This window comes from Acinetobacter sp. 3657, from assembly GCF_031456775.1.
In the GTDB taxonomy this organism is placed as follows: Bacteria; Pseudomonadota; Gammaproteobacteria; order Pseudomonadales; family Moraxellaceae; genus Acinetobacter.
Window position 1 is genome coordinate 21095 of record NZ_JAVDVH010000006.1, and the last position, 26304, is coordinate 47398.

Annotated in this window: 25 protein-coding genes and 3 tRNA genes; 16 read left to right on the plus strand and 12 right to left on the minus strand. The window is 41.5% G+C overall.

Annotated elements, in window-relative coordinates; all coding sequences use genetic code 11:
• Window positions 1-10 precede the first annotated feature (10 nt).
• Window positions 11-1720, minus strand: coding sequence for a type IV-A pilus assembly ATPase PilB (pilB, locus tag J2Y37_RS08525; protein WP_349032543.1), 1710 nt, complete (start codon window positions 1718-1720; stop codon window positions 11-13).
• Between the two features lie 429 nt (window positions 1721-2149).
• Between pilB and tpiA the strand changes: the two genes are divergently transcribed.
• From tpiA to J2Y37_RS08605, 16 genes are all read left to right on the plus strand, one after another.
• Window positions 2150-2941, plus strand: a complete 792-nt coding sequence (gene tpiA, locus J2Y37_RS08530) for a triose-phosphate isomerase (protein ID WP_004668369.1) — start codon at window positions 2150-2152, stop codon at window positions 2939-2941.
• Window positions 2942-2953: 12 nt separating this feature from the next.
• Complete coding sequence (gene secG, locus J2Y37_RS08535; protein ID WP_349032544.1) at window positions 2954-3283, plus strand: preprotein translocase subunit SecG; 330 nt, start codon at window positions 2954-2956, stop codon at window positions 3281-3283.
• A 57-nt stretch (window positions 3284-3340) separates the two neighbouring features.
• Window positions 3341-3425: transfer RNA gene (locus J2Y37_RS08540), tRNA-Leu, on the plus strand.
• 43 nt (window positions 3426-3468) lie between these two features.
• Window positions 3469-3545, plus strand: a tRNA-Met gene (locus tag J2Y37_RS08545).
• An 87-nt stretch (window positions 3546-3632) separates the two neighbouring features.
• Window positions 3633-3709 (plus strand) — tRNA-Met (locus J2Y37_RS08550).
• A gap of 207 nt (window positions 3710-3916) precedes the next feature.
• Window positions 3917-4441, plus strand: a complete 525-nt coding sequence (gene rimP / locus J2Y37_RS08555) for a ribosome maturation factor RimP (RefSeq protein ID WP_241323882.1) — start codon at window positions 3917-3919, stop codon at window positions 4439-4441.
• Between the two features lie 37 nt (window positions 4442-4478).
• Window positions 4479-5963, plus strand: a complete 1485-nt coding sequence (nusA, locus tag J2Y37_RS08560; RefSeq protein ID WP_004668373.1) for a transcription termination factor NusA — start codon at window positions 4479-4481, stop codon at window positions 5961-5963.
• A 10-nt stretch (window positions 5964-5973) separates the two neighbouring features.
• Window positions 5974-8691, plus strand: coding sequence for a translation initiation factor IF-2 (gene infB / locus J2Y37_RS08565; RefSeq protein WP_004668374.1), 2718 nt, complete (start codon window positions 5974-5976; stop codon window positions 8689-8691).
• Window positions 8691-9089, plus strand: a complete 399-nt coding sequence (locus tag J2Y37_RS08570; protein ID WP_004668375.1) for a ribosome-binding factor A — start codon at window positions 8691-8693, stop codon at window positions 9087-9089. Before infB ends, J2Y37_RS08570 begins: the two co-directional genes overlap by 1 nt.
• Before the next feature lie 219 nt (window positions 9090-9308).
• Window positions 9309-10082: a hypothetical protein gene (locus tag J2Y37_RS08575; RefSeq protein WP_349032545.1), complete on the plus strand. Its 774-nt coding sequence runs from the start codon at window positions 9309-9311 to the stop codon at window positions 10080-10082.
• Window positions 10083-10216: 134 nt separating this feature from the next.
• Window positions 10217-10678: a hypothetical protein gene (locus J2Y37_RS08580; RefSeq protein WP_349032546.1), complete on the plus strand. Its 462-nt coding sequence runs from the start codon at window positions 10217-10219 to the stop codon at window positions 10676-10678.
• Between the two features lie 50 nt (window positions 10679-10728).
• On the plus strand, window positions 10729-11151 hold the full coding sequence (locus tag J2Y37_RS08585) for a hypothetical protein (protein WP_349032547.1): 423 nt from the start codon (window positions 10729-10731) through the stop codon (window positions 11149-11151).
• Window positions 11152-11201: 50 nt separating this feature from the next.
• Window positions 11202-11435, plus strand: a complete 234-nt coding sequence (locus J2Y37_RS08590) for a hypothetical protein (RefSeq protein ID WP_349032548.1) — start codon at window positions 11202-11204, stop codon at window positions 11433-11435.
• 136 nt (window positions 11436-11571) lie between these two features.
• The gene (locus J2Y37_RS08595; RefSeq protein ID WP_349032549.1) at window positions 11572-11979 is read left to right on the plus strand and encodes a hypothetical protein; all 408 of its coding nucleotides are present in this window, start codon (window positions 11572-11574) and stop codon (window positions 11977-11979) included.
• Window positions 11960-12283, plus strand: coding sequence for a hypothetical protein (locus J2Y37_RS08600; RefSeq protein ID WP_349032550.1), 324 nt, complete (start codon window positions 11960-11962; stop codon window positions 12281-12283). The genes J2Y37_RS08595 and J2Y37_RS08600 overlap by 20 nt, the downstream gene beginning before the upstream one ends.
• 54 nt (window positions 12284-12337) lie before the next feature.
• Window positions 12338-13270 carry an IS5 family transposase gene (locus tag J2Y37_RS08605; RefSeq protein ID WP_349032551.1) on the plus strand — a complete coding sequence of 311 codons (933 nt, stop codon included), beginning with the start codon at window positions 12338-12340 and terminating at the stop codon, window positions 13268-13270.
• 322 nt (window positions 13271-13592) lie between these two features.
• Here the strand turns inward: J2Y37_RS08605 and J2Y37_RS08610 are convergent, their stop codons facing one another.
• The 11 genes from J2Y37_RS08610 to J2Y37_RS08660 form a co-directional block, all read right to left on the minus strand.
• Window positions 13593-13970, minus strand: coding sequence for a Na+/H+ antiporter subunit G (locus tag J2Y37_RS08610; RefSeq protein WP_005194792.1), 378 nt, complete (start codon window positions 13968-13970; stop codon window positions 13593-13595).
• An 11-nt stretch (window positions 13971-13981) separates the two neighbouring features.
• The gene (locus J2Y37_RS08615) at window positions 13982-14257 is read right to left on the minus strand and encodes a monovalent cation/H+ antiporter subunit F (protein ID WP_004668377.1); all 276 of its coding nucleotides are present in this window, start codon (window positions 14255-14257) and stop codon (window positions 13982-13984) included.
• Window positions 14254-14784 (minus strand): Na+/H+ antiporter subunit E, encoded by a 531-nt coding sequence (locus J2Y37_RS08620; RefSeq protein ID WP_004668379.1) that lies wholly within the window; start codon window positions 14782-14784, stop codon window positions 14254-14256. Before J2Y37_RS08620 ends, J2Y37_RS08615 begins: the two co-directional genes overlap by 4 nt.
• On the minus strand, window positions 14784-16595 hold the full coding sequence (locus J2Y37_RS08625; RefSeq protein WP_349032552.1) for a monovalent cation/H+ antiporter subunit D: 1812 nt from the start codon (window positions 16593-16595) through the stop codon (window positions 14784-14786). Before J2Y37_RS08625 ends, J2Y37_RS08620 begins: the two co-directional genes overlap by 1 nt.
• Window positions 16595-16963, minus strand: coding sequence for a Na+/H+ antiporter subunit C (locus tag J2Y37_RS08630; protein WP_004668383.1), 369 nt, complete (start codon window positions 16961-16963; stop codon window positions 16595-16597). Before J2Y37_RS08630 ends, J2Y37_RS08625 begins: the two co-directional genes overlap by 1 nt.
• A gap of 1 nt (window position 16964) precedes the next feature.
• Entirely contained in the window at window positions 16965-19796 is a 2832-nt protein-coding gene (locus J2Y37_RS08635) for a monovalent cation/H+ antiporter subunit A (RefSeq protein WP_349032553.1), read from the minus strand.
• Window positions 19797-20052: 256 nt separating this feature from the next.
• Window positions 20053-21435 carry an AAA family ATPase gene (locus J2Y37_RS08640; protein WP_349032554.1) on the minus strand — a complete coding sequence of 461 codons (1383 nt, stop codon included), beginning with the start codon at window positions 21433-21435 and terminating at the stop codon, window positions 20053-20055.
• Window positions 21436-21459: 24 nt separating this feature from the next.
• Window positions 21460-22968, minus strand: a complete 1509-nt coding sequence (locus J2Y37_RS08645) for a UvrD-helicase domain-containing protein (RefSeq protein WP_349032555.1) — start codon at window positions 22966-22968, stop codon at window positions 21460-21462.
• A 9-nt stretch (window positions 22969-22977) separates the two neighbouring features.
• Entirely contained in the window at window positions 22978-23745 is a 768-nt protein-coding gene (gene hisIE / locus J2Y37_RS08650; RefSeq protein WP_349032556.1) for a bifunctional phosphoribosyl-AMP cyclohydrolase/phosphoribosyl-ATP diphosphatase HisIE, read from the minus strand.
• Between the two features lie 199 nt (window positions 23746-23944).
• Window positions 23945-25261 (minus strand): NAD(P)/FAD-dependent oxidoreductase, encoded by a 1317-nt coding sequence (locus tag J2Y37_RS08655; protein ID WP_349032557.1) that lies wholly within the window; start codon window positions 25259-25261, stop codon window positions 23945-23947.
• Window positions 25262-25501: 240 nt separating this feature from the next.
• Window positions 25502-26299, minus strand: a complete 798-nt coding sequence (locus J2Y37_RS08660) for an ABC transporter ATP-binding protein (protein ID WP_349032558.1) — start codon at window positions 26297-26299, stop codon at window positions 25502-25504.
• Window positions 26300-26304 lie beyond the last annotated feature (5 nt).

Consider the following 26304-nt stretch of genomic DNA (forward strand, 5'->3'; position numbering starts at 1 on the left):
TTTATTAATTTTATTCACTTGTGACTCGATTAACTTCTTGTAATGAAGTGATCCCTTGCATGACTTTTTGTAAACCTGAACGCCTTAAATTGTTAAAACCAGCTTGTGCAGAGGCAGCTGCGATTTGTAAAGCATTGCCATCTTCCATAATGATTTTAGAAATTTCAGGGGTCACTTTCATCACTTCATAGATACCGACACGGCCTTTGTAGCCTTCACGACATTCCGAACAACCAACCGGTTGAAATATCTGAAGTTCAGGATTTGCTAAATCTTGTTCAGTGAAGCCTAACTCTAAAAGACTTTGTTTGGGAATATCTATCGCTTGTTTGCACTGTGGACATAAGCGACGTGCTAATCGCTGTGCAATCACAAGATTGACCGAAGTCGCGATATTGAAGGAGGGGACTCCCATATTACGCAAGCGAGTTAAGGTTTCAGGTGCACTGTTGGTATGAAGTGTAGACATCACCATATGACCAGTTTGTGCTGCTTTAATGGCAATTTCAGCAGTTTCTAGGTCACGAATCTCACCAACCATGATGATATCAGGATCTTGACGGAGAAAGGCTTTAAGGGCAGCAGAGAAGGTTAAGCCTGTCTTGGTGTTGACGTTAACCTGATTGATCCCTTCTAAGTTGATCTCAACGGGATCTTCGGCTGTGGATATATTGGTGTCTTCAGTGTTGAGGATATTAATCCCCGTATATAAAGAAACCGTTTTACCTGACCCTGTTGGACCTGTGATCAAGAGCATGCCTTGAGGCTTGTCGAGCGCTTCTAGAAATAATGCTTTTTGTTCTTCTTCATAACCGAGTGCCTCAATGCCTAACATTGCACTGGATGGATCAAGGATACGCAGCACCAATTTTTCACCAAATAGCGTGGGTAATGAGTTGACACGGAAGTCAATCGCTTTGGTTTTGGATAGCTTGAGCTTAATACGACCATCCTGCGGCATCCGTTTTTCAGAGATGTCCATTTGCGACATAACTTTTAAACGTGAAGCAAGTCGAGTGGCGAGTTGCAACGGCGGATTTGCAATTTGACGCAATACGCCATCGACACGATAGCGAACCCGATACATTTTCTCATAAGGCTCAAAGTGTAAGTCGGATGCCCCCATACGAATCGCATCAATGAGTAACTTGTTGATGTATTTTACAATCGGTGCTTCTTCACCTTGAGGGGCTTCATCATCTTGTGTTGATTCAGTGGGTATATCGACATCAAGATCAAAATCTTCATTTTCCCCAAAATCGAAGTTGTCCGTGTCCCCAAATTGTTGCTCAATGAGTTTTTCGAGTTTGCTGTGTTCAACAATAATCGGTTCGATATTGAGTTTGGTGTTAAAACGAATTGCATCGAGTGCATCAATATTGGTTGGATTGCTGGTGGCAACATAGAGGATTTGCCCACGTTGAATCAAAGGCGCAACCCGATGTTTGTGAATCAACTTGCTGTCAGCGAGCTCACGTGGCAACAAAGCCGTATCAAAAACCGCTAAATCAAAGACTGGCTCACCGAATTCTACCGCAATGGTTTCAGCAATGGTAAGTTGAGAAAGACGATGATGTTCAATCAGATGCGCAACAATATCTTGTTGTGCTTTTTTTGCTGTGTCGATTGCTGTTTGCATACCTGATGCAGACATATGACCATCTTCGACCAATCGTCGAATAAACCCCGAAAATTTTGGAGACGTATGTAATCCTGACATCTGTCCGCCTTATGACAATAAATGTTTATAATATGTATCCTAAAAATTATACTTTTGTTATGCAAAAATACCACTAGAGAAAGTGTCGTTTTTGACTTGGTTCACCGATAAAACTTTGAACTAATCGAGTTTTTTATAAATTAATTTTCTTTTATTCGTTCCGTTGCTAAAAGACACACGATTAATTCGATCTAAGTTTGAGCCGTTTTTAGCGATAATGCAATGTGTGTTAGAAAGAGTAGTAACGCCTAAGCAACTTAATTTTAAAATAAATATCAAAACGAACAGAGCGTTCGCAAAGAATTTCTTGTTGAGCCCATGCTGTTTTCAATCTGATTTATATTTAAACAATAGAAAAAAACTCAATTTTATAAAAATCCGTGTAAAATATGCAGCATTTTTGAGAAATTAACATTAGGCAGGCGAAGTATGTCGAATTCGACCATTACCCCTTGGGTTGTTGGTAATTGGAAAATGAATCCAATGCATGCGAATGCTTTCCAATTAATACAAGAATTTAAACAGTTATTAGAGCAAGAAAATATTGCTCCCGAACAATGTCATATCGGTGTGGCACCGACCACAATCGCTTTAACCAGTATTCAGGCTGAGCTAAAAGATGCCGCTAGGACAGTCTATACTGTAGCGCAAGATCTTTCTCGGGTAGCGGGTACAGGTGCGTACACGGGAGAGGTGAGTGCGGAATTACTGAAAGACAGTGGCATTGAGTTTGCGCTGGTTGGTCATTCTGAGCGCCGTGAGTTGTTCGGTGACCATGTCGAAATTTTAAAAGAGAAGTTGCATCATGCATTAAATGCAGGCTTAACTGTGATTTACTGTGTAGGTGAAAGTCTTGATCAGCGCGAGCAAGGTTTGGCTGATCAAGTCGTATTACAGCAAATCTGTGATATTGCTGCTGTGGTCAAAGCTGAACAATGGCAAAATATCGTGATCGCTTATGAGCCAATTTGGGCGATAGGCACAGGTAAAACAGCTTCGCCAGAAGATGCTCAGGCGATGCATGCAAAAATTCGTGAAGGGTTAACGCAAATCACATCATATGGCGCAAACATGGCGATCTTATATGGTGGTAGCGTTAAAGCTGAAAATGCAGTTGAATTGGCTGCATGTCCAGATATCAATGGTGCCTTAGTGGGTGGTGCATCTCTCAATGCACAATCTTTTTACCAAATTGCACAAGCATTTGCACAAAGCAAATAACGAGGAATAGAAATGTATAGTTTTATACTCGTTGTACACATCATTTTAGCAATTTTGATTATTGCTTTGGTTTTAGTACAACAAGGTAAAGGTGCAGAAGCAGGCGCATCGTTTGGTGGTGGTGGTGCTGCAACTGTATTTGGCGCGTCAGGTGCAGGTAACTTCTTGACACGTTTAACTGCAGTTTTTACTGCAATCTTTTTTGTGACCAGTCTAACTTTGGCTGTACTTGCAAAAAAACATACCACAGATGCATATAGTTTAAAAACTGTTCAAACCTCAACGTCTGTACCAGTGACATCGGCTGAAACTTCGCCAAATGCACCAAAAACGACTGAATAAGCTGAATTAATGCTTTCCTTTTTTTGTTTTAGGTACTAGAATTCGTCCCACAAAGCTGCGGTGGTGGTGGAATTGGTAGACACGCTACCTTGAGGTGGTAGTGCCTTCGGGCGTGGGGGTTCAAGTCCCCCCTTCCGCACCAAGCTTAATAACCAGTAAGTTTGGTGTACGCAGTAATTTGTTGATGCGGGATGGAGCAGTCTGGTAGCTCGTCGGGCTCATAACCCGAAGGTCGTTGGTTCAAATCCAGCTCCCGCTACCATTTGATTAAGGTGCAACTTAATCAAGCAATGGTGAAAAAAACTTAGATTGACTTTTTTTCATAATTGTATATAATTTTGCACGTTGATGCGGGATGGAGCAGTCTGGTAGCTCGTCGGGCTCATAACCCGAAGGTCGTTGGTTCAAATCCAGCTCCCGCTACCAAGTTTCTAAAAAGAGGCTCACAATAGGTGGGCCTTTTTGCACAGTGGGCTTTGCTTTTCTGTGTAACATAGGGGCGATTACGCCCTTTTTTATTGGTTGTTTAGCTATCGTGTAGTGTCGATATGAGCCGTATACGGCGCAAGATCAAATCATCGTGTTCACTATACGGTTAAGATTGATTGGCTCGCATGAGAGCGACGAGAGTAAATGAAATTATCAAATAAATCTCAAGCACTGTTTGATCTTATCGCACCAGCTGTGGCTGCTTGTGGTGTAGATCTGTGGGGAATTGAATTCCTACCACAAGGTAAACGTTCTTTATTACGTATTTATATTGACAAAGCGACTGATGACAATGCAGAGCCACTTCTCACCGAAGATGGCGAAGCAGACCAAGGGCGTGGTATTGGTGTTCAAGATTGTGTGCTGGTCACGCAACAAGTGGGCGCAATGCTAGATGTCCATGATCCGATTTCGGGTGAGTATGCTCTAGAAGTTTCTTCACCTGGTTGGGATCGCCCATTCTTTCAGTTGTCACAAATGTCTGGGTATATTGGACAACAAGTCGCTTTACGATTAATTGCTGCTGTCGAAAACCGTCGTAAATTTCAAGCAAAATTACTTTCTGTAGACCTAGAAAATGAAATCATTCAGGTTGAAGTAGAGGGTGGTCAGGTGCTTGAAGTTGATAGTAATAATATTGATAAAGCAAATTTAATCTATCAAGACTAATATTAACTTAATTTTATAAGAAATCGGTAGGTGACTTATGGGCCGCGAAATTCTTACCGTTGCAGAAACGGTTAGTAATGAAAAAGGTGTTAGTCGTGAAGCGATCTTCGAAGCGTTAGAGCAAGCACTTGTTGCCGCGACGAAGAAAAAATTCTACGAAGGCACAAATTCAGAAGAAGCTCAACTTCGTGTTGAGATTGATCGTAAAACTGGTGATTACCGTACTTTCCGTCAATGGACGCTGGTTGCAGATGAAGACCACGAAATGCCAGCATGTCAGGATGCGATTTCTGATGTGGATGCAACAAAGTGGTCAATTGGCGATATCCGCGAGCTTGAAGTTGAATCGATCGAGTTTGGTCGTATTGCTGCGCAAATTGCAAAACAAGTGATTGTGCAAAAGATTCGTGAAGCTGAACGTGCGTTGGTTGCGGATGCGTATGCATCTAAAGTTGGTGAACTGATCTATGGTGAAGTGAAAAAACAAACTAAAGATGGCTTTATCATTGATCTTGGTGACAATGCAGAAGCATATTTGGCGCGTGAAGAAACCATCCATAAAGAAATTTTACGTCCTAAGCAACGTATCAATGCAATCTTGTATAACGTAAACCGTGAAGGTCGTGGTGCACAATTGCTGTTGTCACGTGCTCGTCCTGAAATGCTAATGGCTTTAATGAAAAAAGAAATTCCAGAAATTTCTGAAGAAATCATTGAAATTAAAGCCGCAGCGCGTCAACCAGGTGTACGTGCTAAAATTGCAGTGAAAACTAATGATCATCGTATTGACCCTGTAGGTGCATGTATTGGTATGCGTGGTACGCGTATCCAAGCGGTACAACAAGAGTTAAATGGTGAGCGTATTGATGTTGTGGTGTGGTCTGATGATCCAGCGCAATACATTGCAAGTGCATTAGAACCAGCAGACGTTTCAGGTATCGTACTTGATGAAGATGCACGTAGTGCAGATATCATTTTTGCGACCAGTGACCAGTTGGCACGTGCGATTGGTTCGCAAGGACAGAATGTTCGTTTAGCATCGGAATTAACCGGTTATAAACTCGACATGATGTTGGAAGAAGAGTATCGTGCTCGTCAGCAAAATGAAGCACAACAATATCTTGATATGTTTGTATCACGTCTCGATATTGAAGAAGATTTAGCAATGGCTTTGGTAGAAATGGGCTTCACTTCATTAGAAGAAATTGCTTATGTTCCTGCTGAGACATTTGATGAAATCGAGCTTGATGCAGACTTAGTTGAATTACTACAAAGTCGTGCAAAAGAAGCTGCATTAACGGATGCGTTAAAACAGCAAGAAAATATTCAAGAGCCAAGTGCAGAACTTCTCGGAATGGAAGGTATGACCACTGAGATTGCATATGCATTGGCGGCACGTGGTGTGATTACTGTTGATGATTTGGCAGACCAAGCGACTGATGATATCTCTGATATCGAAGGTTTAGGTCATGACAAAGCGGGTCAACTCATCATGAAAGCACGTGAATCATGGTTTAACTAGGAGATAATAGATGACGGACAAGTCGATTCAAGAGTTAGCGCTCAGCGTAGAACGTCCTGTAGAGAAACTCCTAGAGCAGGTTCGTGATGCAGGTCTACCACAGCGTAAAGCAGATGATATTATTACCACTGAGCAACAAGACACTTTAGTCAATCATTTGAAAAAAGTTCATGGTCAGGAAAGTGGTAACACAGGAAAAATTGCGTTGAAACGTAAAACAACGAGTACTGCTAAAGTTACAAGTACTTCGGGCAAAGCAAAAAGCATTAATGTTGAAGTTCGTAAGAAACAAGTTTTTGCTAAACCGAACCCAGAATTGCTTGCTGCTGAAGCAAAAGCACGCGTAGAAGCGAATGTGAAAGTACGTGCTGAACAAAATGTACGTACTGAAGCAGTGCAAAATGCACGTGATGTTGCAGAGAAAAAAGCCAATGCAACTTTAGAAGCGATGCGTGCAGCGCATACTTCTGATAGCGCAACCCAAGCACCGTCAAAAACGGCTGTTGTGGTGAAAAAACGCAATAGCGATAAGGTGATTAAAGCGCCTCAAGTGGTAAAACCATCAGAGACGGCTGAACAGAAAAAAGCACGTGAAGCACAAACTGCTCAGTTAAAAGCAACTGAAGAAGCAGTGCGTCGTAAGGCGGCTGAAGAAGCTCAGCAACGTACGCTTGAACAAATGCGTAAAATGGCATCAAAATATTCAAATGATGATACCACTACGACTGTTCGTGTGATTGATGATTCGCCTTTAGCAGCGGGCCTTGTTGGTCAGGCTTATGAAGATTCCTTTAACAAGGAAGACCGTGAAATCAAACGTGGTGGTGCAACTGCAAATCCACGTGCTGGTAAGAAAGGCGGTCGCGGCGGTGATGCTCAATCTGAACAAAGTTTCAGCAAGAATCATCACAAGCGTGGTTTAAAAACCAGCCAAGCAAACAAACATGGTTTCGAAAAACCTGTCAAAAAACAAGTTTACGATGTTGAGATTGGCGAGAAAATCGTTGTTGCTGATCTTGCTCAAAAAATGGCTGTTAAAGTTCGTGAAGTTATCAAAACCCTCATGAAAATGGGTGAGTTGGTTACACAGAACCAAGCGATTGAACAAGATACAGCGGTACTTGTAGTTGAAGAAATGGGACACAATCCTGTTCTAGTTTCGGATACTCAAGCAGAAGATAATTTATTGGTTGCAGCTGAAGAAGCACGTGGTGAGCAAACAACTCGTCCTCCAGTCGTTACGATCATGGGTCACGTTGACCATGGTAAAACTTCATTACTGGATCGTATCCGTCGCTCTAAAGTGGCAGCGGGAGAAGCGGGTGGTATTACTCAGCATATCGGTGCTTATCACGTTGAAACTGAGAAAGGGATTATTACTTTCTTAGATACCCCTGGACACGCAGCGTTTACTTCTATGCGTGCACGTGGTGCAAAAGCGACTGATATCGTGGTACTTGTTGTTGCTGCGGATGATGGTGTAATGCCACAAACTGCGGAAGCAATTGACCATGCGCGTGCTGCTGGTACGCCTATTATTGTTGCAATCAACAAAATGGATAAAGAATCAGCAGACGTAGATCGCGTATTGAATGAACTGACCACTAAAGGTATCGTGCCTGAAGAGTGGGGCGGTGATGTACCTATCGCGAAAGTTTCAGCACATTCTGGTGCCGGTATCGATGGGTTACTTGACCTGATCTTGATCCAAGCTGAATTGATGGAACTCAAAGCTTCTGCAGACGGTGCGGCTCAAGGTGTTGTTATTGAAGCACGTGTTGATAAAGGCCGTGGTGCGGTAACGTCGATTCTTGTACAAAACGGTACTTTGAACATCGGTGATTTAGTTCTTGCTGGCTCATCTTATGGTCGTGTACGTGCAATGGTTGATGAAAACGGTAAACGTATTCAGTCAGCAGGTCCTTCGATTCCAGTTGAGATTTTAGGTTTACCTGAAGCGCCAATGGCGGGTGATGAAGTTCTTGTCGTGAATGATGAGAAGAAAGCACGTGAAGTTGCTGATGCTCGTTCTGATCGTGAACGTCATAAACGTTTAGAGCGCGCGAGTGCGATGCGTCTTGAAAACATCATGGCGTCTATGGGCAAAAAAGATGTGCCGTATGTAAATGTCGTACTTAAAACTGACGTACGCGGTACTTTAGAAGCATTGCATGTTGCACTTGATGAGCTTTCAACTGATGAAGTTAAAGTTCGTGTGATCGGTTCTGGTGTCGGTGCAATCACTGAGTCAGATGTTACGCTAGCTGAATCTTCAGAAGCAGTCTTACTTGGTTTCAACGTACGTGCGGACAACACTGCGCGTCAGAAATCTGATCAAGACGGTATCGATATTCGTTACTACAGCATCATTTATCAATTGATTGATGATGTAAAAGCAGCAATGAGCGGTAAGCTTGCACCTGAACATCGTGAAACGATCTTAGGTGTAGCGGAAGTACGTGAAGTCTTCCACTCAAGTAAGTTTGGTGCAGCAGCAGGCTGTATGGTACTTGAAGGTATGTTACACCGTAATAAACCGATTCGCGTATTACGTGACGACGTGGTTGTGTTCCAAGGTGAGCTTGAATCTCTTCGTCGTTATAAAGAAGTGGTTGAAGAGGTTCGCGCAGGTATGGAATGTGGTCTTGCGGTGAAAGGTTATAAAGACATCAAAGTACAAGATAAGATCGAAGTATATGATGTTCAACTGATTAAACGGAGTCTTTAATGGCGGGTAGCCAACGCTTAAAGCGCATGGCGGATTCAGTACAACGTGAGTTGGCTGAGCTGATCCGTCAGGAGCTTAAAGATCCACGTCTGGGTGGTCTAGTGACCATCTCAGCCGTGAAAGTCAGTGCAGATATGGGATATGCTGAAGTTTATGTCACTGTCATGGGGCGTGAACTGGGCGATGATCAAAGTGAAGCTGCAAATAAAGAAACTTTAGATGTGCTGAATAAGGCTTCTGGGTTCTTGCGTCACGAATTGAGTCGTCGTATCAAGACGCGTATCACGCCAAGATTGCGTTTCCATTATGATAAAACCAATGCATATGGAAACTATATGTTTGGTTTGATTGCTGAAGCTGTCAAGGATTTGCCTGAACACGAGCAAGATAAAGAATAAATTAAAAAGCCACCTTCGGGTGGCTTTTTTAGACATGAGGTTTTTAGGATGATGGGTAGATTCTATTTTTTAGAAATTTAAAAATAATTAAAGAGAATGAGTGCTCACTTAAAAGAAATTTTGCTAGCTAAATCAAAAATATATACAGACTGATTTGTATAAAAAAGAAGCAAGTCAGCGTAAAATATTGTAGACGAAAAACTGAAATAAAAATTTAAAATGCATATTCATTTTACCATTGAAGATAACGAAAAGTTGATTGGGGAAGGACCAATTCAAGTGGGTTGGTTTTTAACAGAGGACAGAGCATCCATTCTGTATGAACCACCTTATCGGATGCATTCGCAGTCACAGACCAAACATGCCAAGTCAGCAAGCCGTTGTCCTGCGGTATTGCAGTTGGAAAGTCGTTATTTTGTGGTGAATTGCCCATTTGACTTTCATCTGCGTTTTGCACGAGATGCACAGGGCAAGCCGACCTTGGTCAATGTATTAGGTGATCAATCACCCGTGCGTACCAATAAATTACGAGAGCTGCTCACAATTGTCAATGAGAATGAATGGCGTACGCCTCAAGTCCCAATCTTACAACTGAAACTTCCATATTGCTTTATTGCAGATGAAGTGGTGTACATCACTCAATTGGATGCTTTTGGGCATTACCGCAAGAATCCGCTACCAGGCACAATATTTGGTGGACGTTTTCCGATTCACATTTGGCCACGACCACTAATGTGGGCATTTGAATGGTATGACACTTCAAAGGATTTAATTCTAAAACGGGGTGAACCTTTATTTTACTGTCAGTTTGATGGTTACGATCCATCACGCACGATAAAACTGCTACAGGCTGAGAAAACACCTGAACTTATGCACTATATGGATCAAATTTCAGGTGTGGTGAATTATGTGAATCAAACATTTAGTTTGTTTAATGAAGTAGAAAAAATAAGACCTAAGAATCTACTCAGCAATAAAAAGGATAAGGAATGAGAAAGATTATTAATATATTTGCCTTGGTTCACCGTTGTACTGTGGAATGAGGTAAATATATAAATCCATATTTTAAAGATAAAGAATAAATGAACGAAATTATAAATTTATTATTATTTTAAAGGATATAGTTGATGGAAATAAAAGATTTATTCTCAAAACCACTGAACCATTATGTTATTGCTGGAGTGTTGATCTGGTTTTTGATAAGTGTCGTCGGTGGTTGGATATTTGATTCTATTATGACAAATATCATAGATGAAAATGTAAAAAAAAATAAATTTAAACAGGGGTATATTTGTTTCTATGATTATAGACCAAAGACAGGTAGTAAGTCTAAAGGTTCATATGGTGACCGTGCGTATTTTTATTATTTTTATATAGATGGGAAAAAGAGTCAAAATCGTATGAGACCTTACTTTCCATTTAGGGAGCAGTGGAATGTCTTTATTAAAAATATGGATAGACGACAATGCTATCAAGCAACTTATGTAGAAGCTCAGTTTTTATTCTTTACACAACGTGAAATTTATCAAGTATTTGAAAAAAAAATTCCAAGTTCATATCTAAGTCCATATTTTAAAGGGGAAAATTAAATGGCTAAGATTGGTAGTATTGTATATGTGAGAGTTGAGGAGTAATTAATTTGGCTAATATTTACATGGGGTTGGGAAGTGTTTTTTTTGCTTGCGTTATAGTTTCTATAATTTTGGTTGCTATTTTTGATAAGAAAATTTATTTATTAGGGGTTTTATTTATTATTCCTTCTATTATTTTTTTTTATAAAATGGCAATAATTCAACCTGAAATAGAATATTTAGAAGCAGAAGAAATATGCGGGGTATATGAGGGGAGTTTTCCTTTAGCATCATCTAGAGCTTCAAATGCTAGAGGTTATAGCTTTAATGTAGATAAATATGGGAGTTTTGTTTTTAGTAGCAGAAATAATTATCATGATCTTAATCTAGATGTTTTGTTGGAAGGGAAAAATGTTTGTCTGTTAATGCAACGTAGAAAAGATAAGGAAAATGATTTAAGTTTGGCAAATTTAATTTCAATTAAAAAATAGACTATTTGTATGAAACCAATCAAGTAGAGAGGAAATGTGGGGTATTTGCAATGTATAGCTATTTTGGCGGAGGGGGTAGAGGTGGGAAATCTAAGAGACTGTTGTTTCGTTATAGCTCGGATAATGGAGAATTAGAGTCTGTATTTGCATGGTGTACTTACCAAGACTATCAGGGATGTGATATCCAAAATGATTTAGTTGAAGGTGAAAAAATATGTATTACATATGTGGAGCGCCCACCTAAAGATTATGTTTTTTTATATGAAATACAACGTGTTAAATAATAAATTAAGAGGGAGGAGTCATGGTTAAAAAATTCACAGGTTTTAATACTGATGTACATCAGCCAAGTAACTATTTCAAGGTAATGTTAAGTCTCGGTCAGAATACATGGTTACAGGATATAGTATGAATCGATATATGTTAGCCTTAATTCTTGTAGTGATTTACGCCTTTGCGATGTTGTCATGGGTTTTTATGGACTCAGGTTTTGATGGAATGAAGTGGCTAACGATCTGGTTTTTTAGTAGTACATTATTTTTTGGTTTTTGGTCGGGTCATGTACTTAGTACTACGCCAATAGAAGAGCTTAGAGCAGAAAAGAGAGGATATTTATGGGGGCATATAAAGCTTGGTGTAATTACAGTATTGGTCATGGCAATGGCATTTGGCTTAAATAAAAAAGTGGCAATCTTATTTTTAGATATTGACGCTTATATTTCTGAATTAAAACAAGATCAAGTAATAATGAGGGGAGGATCAAAGTTTAAACCTGTTGGACCAAGGAGTGCAGGGGGGGTGGCCAACAATGGATGTGGTTGGTGGTGATAAAGGGAAAATTCCTACTTGTCATTTAATCTTAAAGGATGATTGTGAATATGGTTATATGATAAATCAAACCTTTGATATTAAATATGCACATGGATTTGGTTATCCTCTTAAGTATTCATCATTAATATTTGAAATAAAATCAAAAAATTATTATCGCGGGGTTAATTATCACATCAACTTATATAAAACCAATCAATATTATGTTTGGTGTTTTTTAATATTTGTTGTTTTAGCATCAATGATCATCGTGTTTTTAATACCCTATTTAATGTTTTTAAATTATAAGGTTAAATATAATTAAGGCTATGTTGCACAAACCTATCTCTCAAGGCTTATTCAGCAATATAATTCCGAGATGAATAAGCCTGCTTCCAAAATATATCGTACAACGAATTGGTCTTCTTACAACCGAGCTTTGATCCATCGAGGAAACCACTCCATTTGGTTTGATCCCAAGACTCAGTGGTATGCGCAAGCAAATGGTAAACAAGGTCGAAATCAAACTTATTCTGACACAGCCATCCAGTGTTGCTTAATGATCAAAGTCTTATTTCGTTTAACTTTACGAATGACCACAGGCTTTGTTCAAAGCCTCATTAAACTCTGTGGATTAGATTGGACGGCACCAGATTATTCCACGCTGTGTAGAAGACAAAAGCATATTGATATTGCAATTAGCTATGAAAAGAATTGCAATGGATTGCATCTACTTGTCGATTCCACAGGTTTGAAGTTTGTAGGTGAAGGCGAATGGAAACGTAAGAAACATCATCCTGAATATCGTCGCCAATGGCGTAAACTGCATATTGGTATAGATGCTAGAACCCTACAAATACGAGCTGTTCAGCTCACAACGAGTAATGTGAGTGATTCGCAAGTCCTGGGTGATTTACTTGATCAAATCCCATTGGATGAGCAGATAGATTCCGTTTATACAGATGGAGCATATGACACAAAACAATGCCGTCAGCTCATTGCAGATCGACAAGCAAATGTAGTGATTCCACCAAGAAAAAATGCAAAGCCTTGGAAAGATATAAAAGTTCATTCGCGAGAGCGAAATGAATTACTTCGAACGATTAAACGTTTCGGCAGGACACTATGGAAAAAATGGTCAGGCTATCATCGGCGAAGTTTGGTTGAAACCAAGATGCACTGCATCAAATTACTAGGCGATAAGCTCAGCGCTAGGAGCTTTCAAAGCCAAGTGAATGAGATTCATGCACGTTTAGCAGTACTCAATAAATTTACGGAATTAGGAAGACCTAACACCCTAGTTGTGCCTTGAATTTGGTAGGACTTGGTGAAATCAGCCTTTAAAAGGTTTGTGTAACAAAGCCTCACTGAAGATCAGATTGATCTGTCGCAAATATTGGATAGTCATGCCAATGACTCGAATTTATCAGATTATATCGAAATTATTTATGACACTGTTGCTAAAACGAATACACTGAGTGTTCGCGGTCAGCCTAATGATGCCTATCAGGATCTATTAATTATGACGAATCAGCGTGAGCAAGTGTATTTACAGGACCTTATTAGTAATCAAGGTGTTATATATTAATAATCTGTTATGCTAAGTTCTATAATCGGAAATAAAAAAGACCAACTTAAAGTTGGTCTTTTTTGTCTTTACGGCTATAACGTTGCCAAGGAAGCGGACGGTTTAAAGCTTCAGGAACTTCACCACTATTTGAACGCAAACGTAAATGAATCGCTGCCTGTGCCATTAAATTTGCAGATACAGGTGCGGTAATAAAGATGAACAGCGTGATCAGTAACTCAGCAAAACCAAAACGCCCTTGTGTCACTCCAAAGATCATTGCTGCGATCAAGAAACTTCCTAACCCTAAAGTACCTGCTTTGGTCGGTGCATGCAGACGCATAAATAAATCAGGTAGACGGATCATACCGATTGATCCAACCAATAGGAAAAAAGCGCCGAACACCAAAAAGAATGAAATGAGGATCTCATAGATCAGTTGCATGATGTATCTCCTTAATCAATCACATGCCCAGTTGTGAAATAACGAGCAAGTGCGACAGTCGAAACAAAACCGAGCATTGCAACCAATAAAGCACCCTCAAAGAAGTTGGTGCTGACCCAATAAATACCTAATACAACGATGAGACAAGTCGCATTGAGAAATAGGGTATCCAAGGCGAGTAGGCGGTCGATCACAGAAGGTCCAATAATCAGGCGAATGAGGCACATGAACATGGAAATGGTAATGGCAATTAAACCGATACCCAGTGCATAAGGTAAAATGGTCATTTTGTGGTGACTCCTTCTGCAATCTTCACATTAAAGACTTGGATTAAAGGCATTTCATAGCGCTTTTTAATCTCTTGGATATCAAGTTCAGTATCATCACAATCCAATGCATGAACCAGAATATCACCACGTTCTTGATCGATTCCTGCTGAAACAGTACCCGGTGTGGTCGTGATGATCATTGCGAGCAGTGTATTGACCTGCTCATGTTCAGTATCTAAAGGGACGCGATACCATTTAGGGCGCAACTGTTGCATCGGACCAAGCACCATTCTCGCCACTCGGAAATTTGAGATCACGATATCCCACAGCACCACAAAAAATAGCTTCATGGCAGCCGTCCAATCAATACGTGGCGTATACGCAATAAAAGGCCGAACCAAAAGCGGAATAATGACTGCCAATAAGAAAGCAAATGTAAGACTTGCTATCTCTACACTATTGGCAAGCATTAACCAACTGAGAAAAACCAAGCAGGATACGAATGGATGTGGAAAACAACGATGAAGCAAAGCGCGTTTTTGCATTAGTGTTCCTCCATTGGCTTGAGCTGGGTTGCATTTGGACGTGTTGGTGCTTCTAATGTCTGCTCAGCGATTTGGCGTTGCTTATATTCAGAAATATGCTCACCTTGTAAAGTGGCTTTTGAAATGATATCTGGAATAAGCAAAGCATTATGATCACTTACTTCACCACCATATTTGGTTTCTGGTAAATAACTTGGATCATAAGGTTGTACGCTGATCGCACGACCTTGAGCATCTATTTTCAAGATCGCTTGATTATACAGAGCATGGTCTTGGATTTGCTGTGCGGTTGCAACGGTATATTGTTGAATAGGGGAGGCGAAAACCACATAAGCCATTAACCCAGCAAGCAGTATATAGATCGCTTTATCATTACGCTTTGGTGCACGCTCAGGCAGGGCTTGATATAAAGTAAAGTTTGCCTCTTTTGGATTTTCTTCAGGTGCGTTCGCACGCCAAAACAGAATAAAACCAACACGAGTAAAGGCGATAATACTCAATAAACTCACGATCAATACGATGGCAATAATCCAACCCTGATAAGGACTTTCTGCTGTTGCTTGTAAAATAAATACTTTACCTAAGAAACCGCTGAATGGAGGTAAACCTGCCATCATCAAGGCAATGGTGAAATAGGTAAATGAAGCCGCTTTTTCCTGCTTCATTTTAGGCGCAACTTTCAAATGATCTTTAAATGTACCGCGTTGTGAAGTGATCCAACCACAAAACAAATAGAATGCTGCTGCAATCAAGGTACTATGGACTAAGTAATATAAACCTGCAGCCCATGCTTGGGTATTGAACATCGCAATGGTGATGAGTAATGTTCCAATAGAAGACAACACCATAAAGCCAACAAAGCGACGTAAACGATCAGCCCCTAAAGCCCCAATCACACCATAAATTGACGTAATTAGACCGATGACCATTAAACAGTTTTTAAATATGTTTTGTGCTAATTCATCATCAAATACCGTGCCGTTCACACGTAAAATGGCATAGATACCGACTTTGGTCATGATGGTGAAGATCGCAGCTACGGGTGTACTGGCAACGGCGTAGGTCTTCGGTAGCCAAAAACCCACAGGTAGCATTGCAGCCTTAATACCGAAAACCACGAATAGCAATAAACCACCTGCAATCGCCAGTTTATGCTGATCGCCATCTAAGGTTGGAACCAGACGACCTACATCCGCCATATTTAAGCTACCAACACTGCCATAAATCATGCCTAAACCGACAAGGAATAGTGCTGAGGCTAGTAAGTTGATGGTGACGTAATGTATACCTAATTGAAAACGTTGACGACCTTGACCATGTAAAAGCAGGACATAAGAAGCCAACAATAAGATTTCAAAGAATACAAATAGGTTAAATAAATCGCCTGTTAAAAATGCGCCTGTGATACCCATCAATAAGAAATGAAACATCACGTGGAAATAGCGACCACGTGTGTCCCAGTTATGACTGGCATACCAAAGCACAGGCACTGCCAGTACGTAGGTCAAGACCAACATAAATGCAGATAAACGATCAAGCACCAATACGATACCAAATGGTGCAGACCATTCAGCCAACTGGTAAACCGTAATTTGACCTGTACTTGCGATCGCTAGATAGCTCACCGCAGTGGCGAGCCCTAAAACGACGGAGAAGAGACTGATCCCACGTCGCCAAGGTTGACGCCAGTCTTGTTTTAAAGCCCCTGCACCGGGATTACCCAATAGTAATAATATAAAACTAGTAAATGCTGGAATTAAAATACTAAGAATTGGAGCATGAGTCTGCCAAAATTGGTAGAAATCAAACATTATGGCTCATCCTCACGTGGGTCATAAGTCAAGGTTGGATCTTCTTTTGAGTCGACATGATCTGTGCCTGACTCATAACGACTGCGCAATGCCAGTTGTACGATAAATGCGGTGGTCGCAAAACCAATTACAATTGCGGTCAGTACCAATGCTTGAGGTAATGGGTCAGACACTCTGGTGGTTTCAGTCAGTACAGCAGGTGCGTTGACTTGGGTTCGTCCCATTGCAAACAAAAACAAGTTCACGGCATAGCCAATCATGACCAGTCCGAGTACCACAGGGAATGTTCTGGCACGTAGAATTAAATAAATGCCTGTCGCAGTCAGTAAACCAATGCCAGAAGCGAGTAAAAATTCAATACTGAGCATATTATTTGTCTCCACTTGGGATTGGTCCCGTCATACCTGAGTGACGTGAGTCACCTAAGACCGAAATCAACAACATGGTTGCACCCACGACGGTGATGTAAACCCCTAAATCAAATGGTAATGCAGAAGCTAAATGCATTTTTCCAATCAGAGGAGGCTCTACATAGATATGCGCACTGGTGAGGAATGGGCGTGCCCAGAACCAAGCGCCAACACCTGTTAAACCTGCAATCATTAGGCCTGAACCAATACAAATTTCGTATAAACGACCCGACTTGGCTTTAATTATTCTTTCAGCTTGATCTTGTCCCAAGGCAATATACTGAATGATCAGCGCCATTGCGGTGACTAGACCTGCGATAAAACCGCCACCTGGATAGTTATGTCCACGTAAGAAGATATAAATACTGATCACTAGCGCGATCGGTAATACCCAAGAAGCAGCGATACGTAACATCAAGGGAGAAGGGTTAAAACGATAGGTTAAGCCTTGGGTCACCGTGGTGCCATGCGTACGCATACCGTCCATCAAGCACAGTGCACCAATGGCAGCAATCCCAAGGACCACGATTTCACCGAAGGTATCAAAGCCACGGAAGTCAACCAGAATGACATTGACCACATTTGAACCACCACCCAACGGGATGGATTGCTGCAAGAAGAACCATGAAATTGAATTATGGTCACGACTCAGGGTTAGCCATGCAATCCAGCCAATCCCTAAGCCGCCTGCAATCGCAAGACTGGCATCGCGCCAACGATGTGGGCGCGATGATTCGTAAGGTGTAAGTTGTGGTAGTAAAGACAAACTCATTAACAATAAAATGGTGGTCACCACATCTACAGTGATTTGCGTTAGCGCCAAATCAGGTGCAGATAAAGCCACGAAGGTCATGGTCACGACTAAACCGACCGCGCCGCTAATCAAGATGGCTTTGATTCGTTCATGATGGAACCAAAGCATCATCCAGCAACCAGAGAACAATGTGAGCCAAAGTACAATGGCAGCCCAAGGTGCATGTGTCAGTTCACGTGTACCTGTGGTTAAACCTTGATTGAAGAGGGGTAAAGCCACCATGACGATGCTAAACAGCACAATTAAAAATAAGTAGTGCTGTAAAGAGCCATTTTCAGTGCGTTGTTTTATTTTGCGACTGATCAGTAATAAGTGTTTAAGGAACAGTTCAAATAAGATTTTGCCCTGAAATTTGCCAAGATGAGGATCGAGATCAATTTTACGGATACGACCATCTTTAGCCAGTGCGAAGTAAAATATTGTACCGCCCACCAAGGCAATCAGACTCATGATCAGCGGTGCGTTAACGCCATGCCATATTGCTAAATGTGTTCCAGCAAAGTCTGGCTGTGCCAAACTGGCACGCGTTACACTGTTGACAAATGTTTCAGCCAATAGCGCTGGGAAAATACCCACCAAAATACATAAGGCTGCAAGAATAATGGCAGGCATACGCATGCCTAAGTGTGGTTCATGCGCATCTTTGTGCGGAACCTGTTTACCCACTTCGCCATCAAAAAATACGCCATGGACTAAGCGGATTGAATAACTCACCGCAAAGATACCGGCTAAAGTCGCCACAATTGCGGAAGCAATCATGACAGGACCAGATAGATTTACCAGCAACTCAGTAAAGAACATTTCTTTAGAGAGGAAACCATTGGTGAGGGGGACACCCGCCATTGAAGCGGCAGTGATCATGGTGAGCGTGGCTGTGAATGGTAATAGTTGCCAAATGCCACTTAGCTTACGTAAATCACGTGTTCCAGTCTCATGGTCAATAATGCCTGCAATCATAAACAATGCGGCTTTAAAGGTTGCATGGTTAATAATATGAAAAATTGCCGCTGCAACTGCAAGCGGAGAACCGATACCGAGTAGGCAAACGATCAAACCTAAATGACTGATGGTCGAATACGCCAACAGCCCTTTGAGATCTTCTTTGAAAATGGCAAAACCTGCGGCCATACACAAGGTAAACAGACCAACAAAAGTCACGATGTTGTGATACAGCGCAGCACCAATAAAGATCGGCGCTAAACGAGCCAGCAAGAAAATCCCTGCTTTAACCATCGTGGCGGAGTGTAGGTAGGCAGACACTGGAGTCGGTGCTGCCATGGCATTCGGAAGCCAGAAGTGAAATGGAAACTGCGCACTTTTGGTAAATGCACCGAGTAAAATCAACAGTAACGTGGGTACGAAAAGTTCATGCTGTTGAATGGTATCTTTCATCAGCACCAGTTGGTCGATCTCGTACGTTCCAGTGATTTGTCCAAGCAGGACAAAACCACCCAGCATCGCAAGACCACCTAAGCCTGTTATGGTGAGCGCCATACGTGCACCGCGTTGCGCCGCATCGTAATTGCTCCAATAACCCACCAGCAGGAAGGATGAAATACTGGTCAGTTCCCAAAATACTAATAATAAAATCAGGTTGTTAGAAAATGAAATCCCGAGCATCGCCGCCATAAACAGCATCAGTAACTGATACAGTTTAGTCAGCGAATTCTTAGGGCTTAGATAATAATAGGCATAAATATAAATGAGGGTACCGATACCGCTAATCAGTAGACCAAATAATAGACCTAAGGCATCAAGGCGGAAACTTAGATTGATTCCAAGTTGTGGTAGCCAATCCCAGCTTTGTTGCAGGGTATTGCCCTGAAGAATAGTTGGTGCCTGAGTTAATAATAAAATAAAACAACTCAGACTGATGCCAATCGCCCCAAGTGCCGTCATGCCACGTGAGATACGTTGCAATTGTGGGATTAGGGTGGTGCCGAGTATGAGCGGTAATAGGATAATAATCGGTAGCACACTGGTATCCATGTCGATGATGTAGGTCGAAAACCTAAAGTGAAATTTATTCAAGACTCACAGGCGCGCAAAGAGAACGCCAAAGCTTTAAATCTTGAAGCCCAATCAAGTTAAGAGAGCAGTAAGTTGTATTGCGCAACTTAGTAATAAAAAGCGGTTTATTTTACTACAAAAACAACAAAAAAGATTGGCTTATTACATGAAAAACACAGATCAAAACCTCAAAAGAGCTGGGTGCTGTTATTCGCTTGGCAGGCTATAAAGCACTTTTTTGTGGGGTATCATCAATTTTAAGTAAGTCTAATAACTCATTTTTTTCTTGTGGACTAAGTTCTTGTATCTGATTGAATAATTCATCAACTCTACGCGTCAAGGTCTCTGACTCAACTAAGTCGGGGCTTTGCAGTTCAGTATCCTCTTCTGTCTGTGAAAGTTCACTATATAGTTCAGACAGTTGTTGTTGTGATTGCTCTAGATTGATTTCAAAAATTTCTTTTGAGTCTAAGCGCAAACATTGATAGTGGAGTGCATGCTCGAGGAGTTCGTCGCGGTTGCCTGTCACGATGATTTGTAGGCGAGGGAAGGCCTGATGTAAGCGCTCAAGAATTTCTGCACACATGACTTGATCGAGTTGCGCATCGATTTGGTCAATCAATAAGACACCTTCGCCCTCTAAACAGGGGTCAAAGCAATGTTGATTGAGTAAGCATAAACGACGACTAATGTCTCCAACCAGCGCGATCCATGTTTTTTGTGATGTGGACAGTTGCTGGAATGGGATCAATTGTTCTTGATAGCGCACGATGAGCTGGAGCTTTGGTACATATTGAATATAAATATCATCCAGTTCGGGGAACACGGTATTCAAGCTTTTTTTCAATGCATACAGATTGGGTGCGGAGAGCTGTTTAGGATGATTGAGCAGTTCTTGTTGTAGTTCTTGCAATATTTCAGATTGGTTTTGTTGATTAAAATCATTGCCCATCAAACGTCTGACGATATGCGCTGAATGGGCATTTTCGACATCACTGATTTCGCGGAACCATTCAAAAAAACGAGTAAAGGTCGTGTAAGGAATCGCGGTTAGGTCATAGGCTGAGTTTTTTTGTAAAATACCAGGCACATTTTTACTTTGTAAGTTGATGTCTTGGACAAAGCGTTCGGCAGGATAATAGGCGATCAGAGGAAGACCAAATAACGGATCTTGGAGAATGGTTTTTTGATACAGACTTACCATTTGGTCGAGTTGTTGTGTTTCAACCTGACTGATTCCGACACCTTGATTATTAAAGGTTTTAAATAACTTCCAGATGCAGCTTTGGGTGTTTTTTTGTTGAGCCGAGCTACTTTCTGTTAAGACATTGTTGAGCTCACTGCTGATACGCACTTGGGTCTGAATTTTGGCTTGTAAGCACCTCAGCATAATATCTTGATCTGAGATGACTACCCCAGCGGTTCTGATATCTTTGTATCGCGCTGAAAACCAAGACAGTGCCTGATAGATATTCTTTATAACCGTGGTTTTACCAGTTGCTTGATCGCCTAGGATCAGGGTGATGGGATGCCGCTCAGGTTGAAACTCAATACGAAGGTCTCGAAACATGCCCACATGTCTAAATTGAACCGATTCAAGTTGCATAAGCTTACCTCGATCATGAGCGCTTTAACCTGCGGTTTTTTGAAGGCTTGGGGGAGCGCATCGTTTTAGTTTTAATTGTTGTATTAAGTCAAAAAGATGATGGATATTTAAACTTACTTTAGCACGAGTGCAGGCCACGTAAAGTAATCTTAATTCTTCATCTGTAATTTTATGTTCAAGTCCATTTATTTTAAATTGGTAATCATCTTCGATATGCACACGATTCCATTCTAGACCTTTGGCTTTATGCGCAGTTGAAATCACATAATCCGCTTGTTCAATAGGGGTGATTTTGGCCAGTGCTCTTTTCAATGGATCTGTACCATGTTCATCAACCAATTTAACTAAAGGTTTGATGTCACTGCCATCATTGGTTTCACAGTACTCATGCACATCGTGCCAAGAGTTAAACCAAGCTAACTCTGGAACATCAACAATACGCTTGCCTTGTTTGAGTAGGCTGGCTGCATCCACAAAACGACTGAGCTTTTGATGATCAGCTTGCAACCCGACTTTATCACCATGCACCAAACCTGCCAGTAACAATTCCATGGCGCGAGCATTGGTCCGACATAGTATTGCATCACGCATTTTGGTATGCGGTTTATTCACTACACTCGATTTGACATGAGGATTACCTAAAAGCGGTACGCTTTCATTCAATGCACCCAATAAACTATTGGCCACATCTGCAATCGCATCACCAAAACGAAAGGAGGTGGTTAAACGACTTTCAGGTAGTGGCATTTGCTGCATGGCATTGATTGCGCCACGCCACGCATAGATTTGTTGGTGTGCATCGCCGACATAAATCACTTGGGTGCTTTTCTGTCGCAACAAAATACCGAGCATCAATGGATCAGCATCTTGTGCTTCGTCGAACAGCACATAATCCGTTGGAATATTGGGTTCTGACAAGGCCCATAATTTGAGATAAATATCATGCCCAATGCCAGCCTGATGATTGGGATCAATCGATTCTAGCCAGCGACGTTCAACCGCAGGATAAATATGTTGCTGTAAGGATTCGATATCATCTTGATGCAGCCAACTTGGTGCTTGTATATGACGTGGTGCAGGGTATTGCGAACTGGTCGAGCAAAAATAACTGACGGTATTGGACACTAAACTGGCAAGCCGACTTGGCATCAATACATATTTTTCATAGCGTCCGCCCATTAAGCGTCGTAAGGTAATGGGTTCTAAACGATATTCTTTGGCGATAAAACTCGGACTTAAACGCGGTAAGCGTAATTTGTCGGTGATGCCACGTGGAACACTGCGAAATGCCAGCGAGTGAAAAGTACGACAATTGACATTGCCATGAAATTTACTCTGCGCCTCAGTGGCAATCGCTTTGTTAAATGCCAAATACATACCACGCCGTTCAGGCATGGCATCACTGATCATTTGTAAGGTTGTGGTTTTACCTGTGCCAGCATAGGCAATCACTTTAAAGGATTGTCCTAAACGAGCATTATCTATGGCAACTGCTTGCTCATAAGTGGCTTTGGGTTTTTCGATATTTGACACAGGTTTGGATTACGCCTCTTTGCTACGGTTTGCTTTTTCGACTAAACCTGATAAACCTTGACGGCGTGCTAACTCATCTAAAACCACTTGTGGATCAAGATCGAAGTAACCAAGCATGACGATACTATGGAACCATAGATCAGCCACTTCATAAATCAGGTCGTGTTTATTTTCCAAAGAAGCATGCACTGCATAATCTTTAGCGGCGATGATCGTTTCGACACTTTCTTCGCCGACTTTTTCTAAAATCTTATTGATGCCTTTTTTATAAAGGCTTGCGATATAAGAGTTATCTGCTTCTGCTTTTTTGCGTTGTTGCATCAAACGACCTAAATAGTCGAGTACATCAACTTGCTCACTTTGAACTTGATCGTGAGTGTCTGTTTTTGCAGATGTGCCGTAAATCGCAGTGGGGTCTTTCAGTTGTGCATCAACGGTTTCCCAGCCTTGTGGTGTCAGCTTACGGTAGAAGCAAGATTCACGACCCGTGTGACAGGCAATACCGCCATGTTGTTCGATTTGTAGAATGATGACATCTGCATCACAATCCAGACGAATTTCATGCACCGTTTGGAAATGACCTGATTCTTCGCCTTTATGCCATAGTTTTTGGCGTGAACGTGAGTAATACACCGCTTGATTTTTTTCTGCGGTCAATTGCAAAGCTTCACGATTCATCCACGCAACCATTAACACTCGACCAGTTTGATGATGTTGTGCAATGGCAGGAACAAGACCATTGGAATCAAATTTAACTTCATCTAACCAGTTTGACATGAGTGAAAATCCATTGAGTGGAGAGCAGCTAGTTTAGCCTGTGTGGCTAGGGTTGGCTATGCTTGTTGGGTAAAAAATCGCTGATGGGGGTATTAAAGATAGTTCGAAATCTCAATCAAATTCTGATCTGGGTCACGTAAATAAATCGATAAAATTTTCCCCATTGCCCAGTCCGTTCTAACTGAACTCCTTTTTGATGTTAGTCATATTCAGGCAACGATTGATTGTTTTGAAGCAATGCATTTTCATTTTGTTGATATGCAGCAATTTGTTGATAGCTCATTTGCTGAAATAAACCCGTTTTTAAACCTGAAATGGTCATCGCCATTTCCTTACGAAAATAGGGAATCTGATACATCCAAGGAAAAGTAAGGTCACGTAAGCTGCCTGCCCACCAATGATTGGATTGATAAAGGGGTGTCAGTAAACGGCTGAGGAACTGATAAAACTGGGTTGAAGAATGACGATGCTGATGATAATGCTGCCACAGCACTGCCCAATCTATTTGTTGATTTTTCTTGGCACTTTGTACAGATTGCGAAAAAGCCCACGCATCTAACAGCGCCATATTGGCACCTTGCCCTAATTGTGGACTCATGGCATGTGCGGCATCACCAATCACCCCAATTCGTCCTTGCCCATATTGCGACATCACCACATCACGGTATTGTGCGGACAACCATTCTGGTTGGATTTGTTCATCATACAAAATATGTTTCAGCCATTCTGCGACATCAGGCCAGCGATCTGACACCTGTTGTAGCCATTGCTGTTTTGCTTGTTCATCTTTTAAAAAGGATTGCAACTGTGGCGTTGGCAGACTCCAAAATACGCTGGAAAGCCGTTGCTGCGGTGCAGAGGGGATTGCACCTGTGGGTAGAACACCCATCATGATTTTTGAGCGATCATAAAACTGATGTAAAATTTCAGGATTCAGTGTCAAGCATTCAGGTACGATGCTCCACGCTGCGCCCCACGGATAAGCTTGATCGACTTTCACCCATTGTTTAGGTCGTAGTTGACTACGTGCACCATTGGCAATCAATACTGCATCAAAACAGTCATCAATATGGTGTTGTTTGGATGAGCCAAATAATCGAACTTCATTTTGTCGTTCTTCAATTCGTTCAATGCTGTGATTCATCCGCCATGTCACTTGATTTGAGTATTCAGCCAGTTTTTGTGTGAGCACATGACAGAGGGTGGCACGATGAATGCCTAGACCATAGAGCTTTGGAGCAGCTTGCTGGTAATGGCTATTGACCAAAAGTCGTTTATTGGGGAGTTGTCCTTCTAAGCCTGTGACTTTCGCTCCAAGCTGTAAGGCATGCTCAAGTACACCGAGATGTTCAAAGACCGCCAAACCAACAGGTTGTAACAGTAAGCCAGCCCCGACAGGTGATAATTCATCGACTTGTTCAAAAATGGTGACCTGATTGCCTTCGCGTGCAAGTAGAATTGCGGTTGCGAGTCCTGCTGTACCTGCACCAATAATTGCAAAATGGGGTATTTTCATATTATTTTTGAATGAATATTGTCCATCATCATGTCCTTTTGTGTAAGAACACAGATATCTCTATATCATTGTTAAGCCATTATATCGTTTAAGCATAATACTTTGTTTTATAGACAAATCAAACTTGACGTTGGTGATCATAGGGGCAAAAGCACCCTGAGAGCGTTTTTGGAAACGCTCTTGCAGGTTTAGCTTTTAAAGGAAGTATCGGACACCGATTCATGGATTGCTCAACAGAGATTAAGCCTCGACATGTTTGTGTTTGTGATGCAAGAATGCCAGCACCTCACCCCGATAATGATTGAATTTTGCATCTTCAGTCAAAGCAAGGCGATCACGAGGGCGAGGCAGATCAACCGTCAAGATTTCACCAATGGTCGCAGCAGGTCCGTTGGTCATCATCACAATACGGTCTGACAACAAGACTGCTTCATCGACATCATGGGTAATCATGATCATGGTGTTATTTAGCTCTGCCTGAATTTGCATTAATGCATCTTGTAGCGTGCTGCGCGTGAGCGAATCTAAAGCACCAAATGGCTCATCGAGTAATAAAACTTTAGGTTTCATTGCCAGTGCACGCCCAATCCCAATCCGTTGTTTCATTCCCCCTGAAATTTCACTCGGTAATTTATCTTTGGCATGCAGCATATTGACTTGGTTCAGATTGTGGATAATCCAGTCATGACGTTCGGCTTTGCTCATTTGTGTTTTAAACACAGAATTGACAGCAAGTTCAATATTTTCATAACAGCTTAGCCACGGGAGTAGTGAGTGGTTCTGAAACACCACTGCACGATCACTACTTGGCGTATTGACTTCTTTGCCATCCAGTAACACCACGCCTTGCGTAGCTTGGTATAGACCTGCAACGATATTTAAAACAGTTGATTTTCCGCAACCAGAATGTCCAATTAATGAAACAAATTCACCTTGATGAATATCGAGATGGATATCCTGTAAAGCGGTAAAAGTTCCACCGCTGTCTTTTTCAAACACCATATCGAGATGTTGTAAAGAAAGATAGGCTGTACTCATATGTC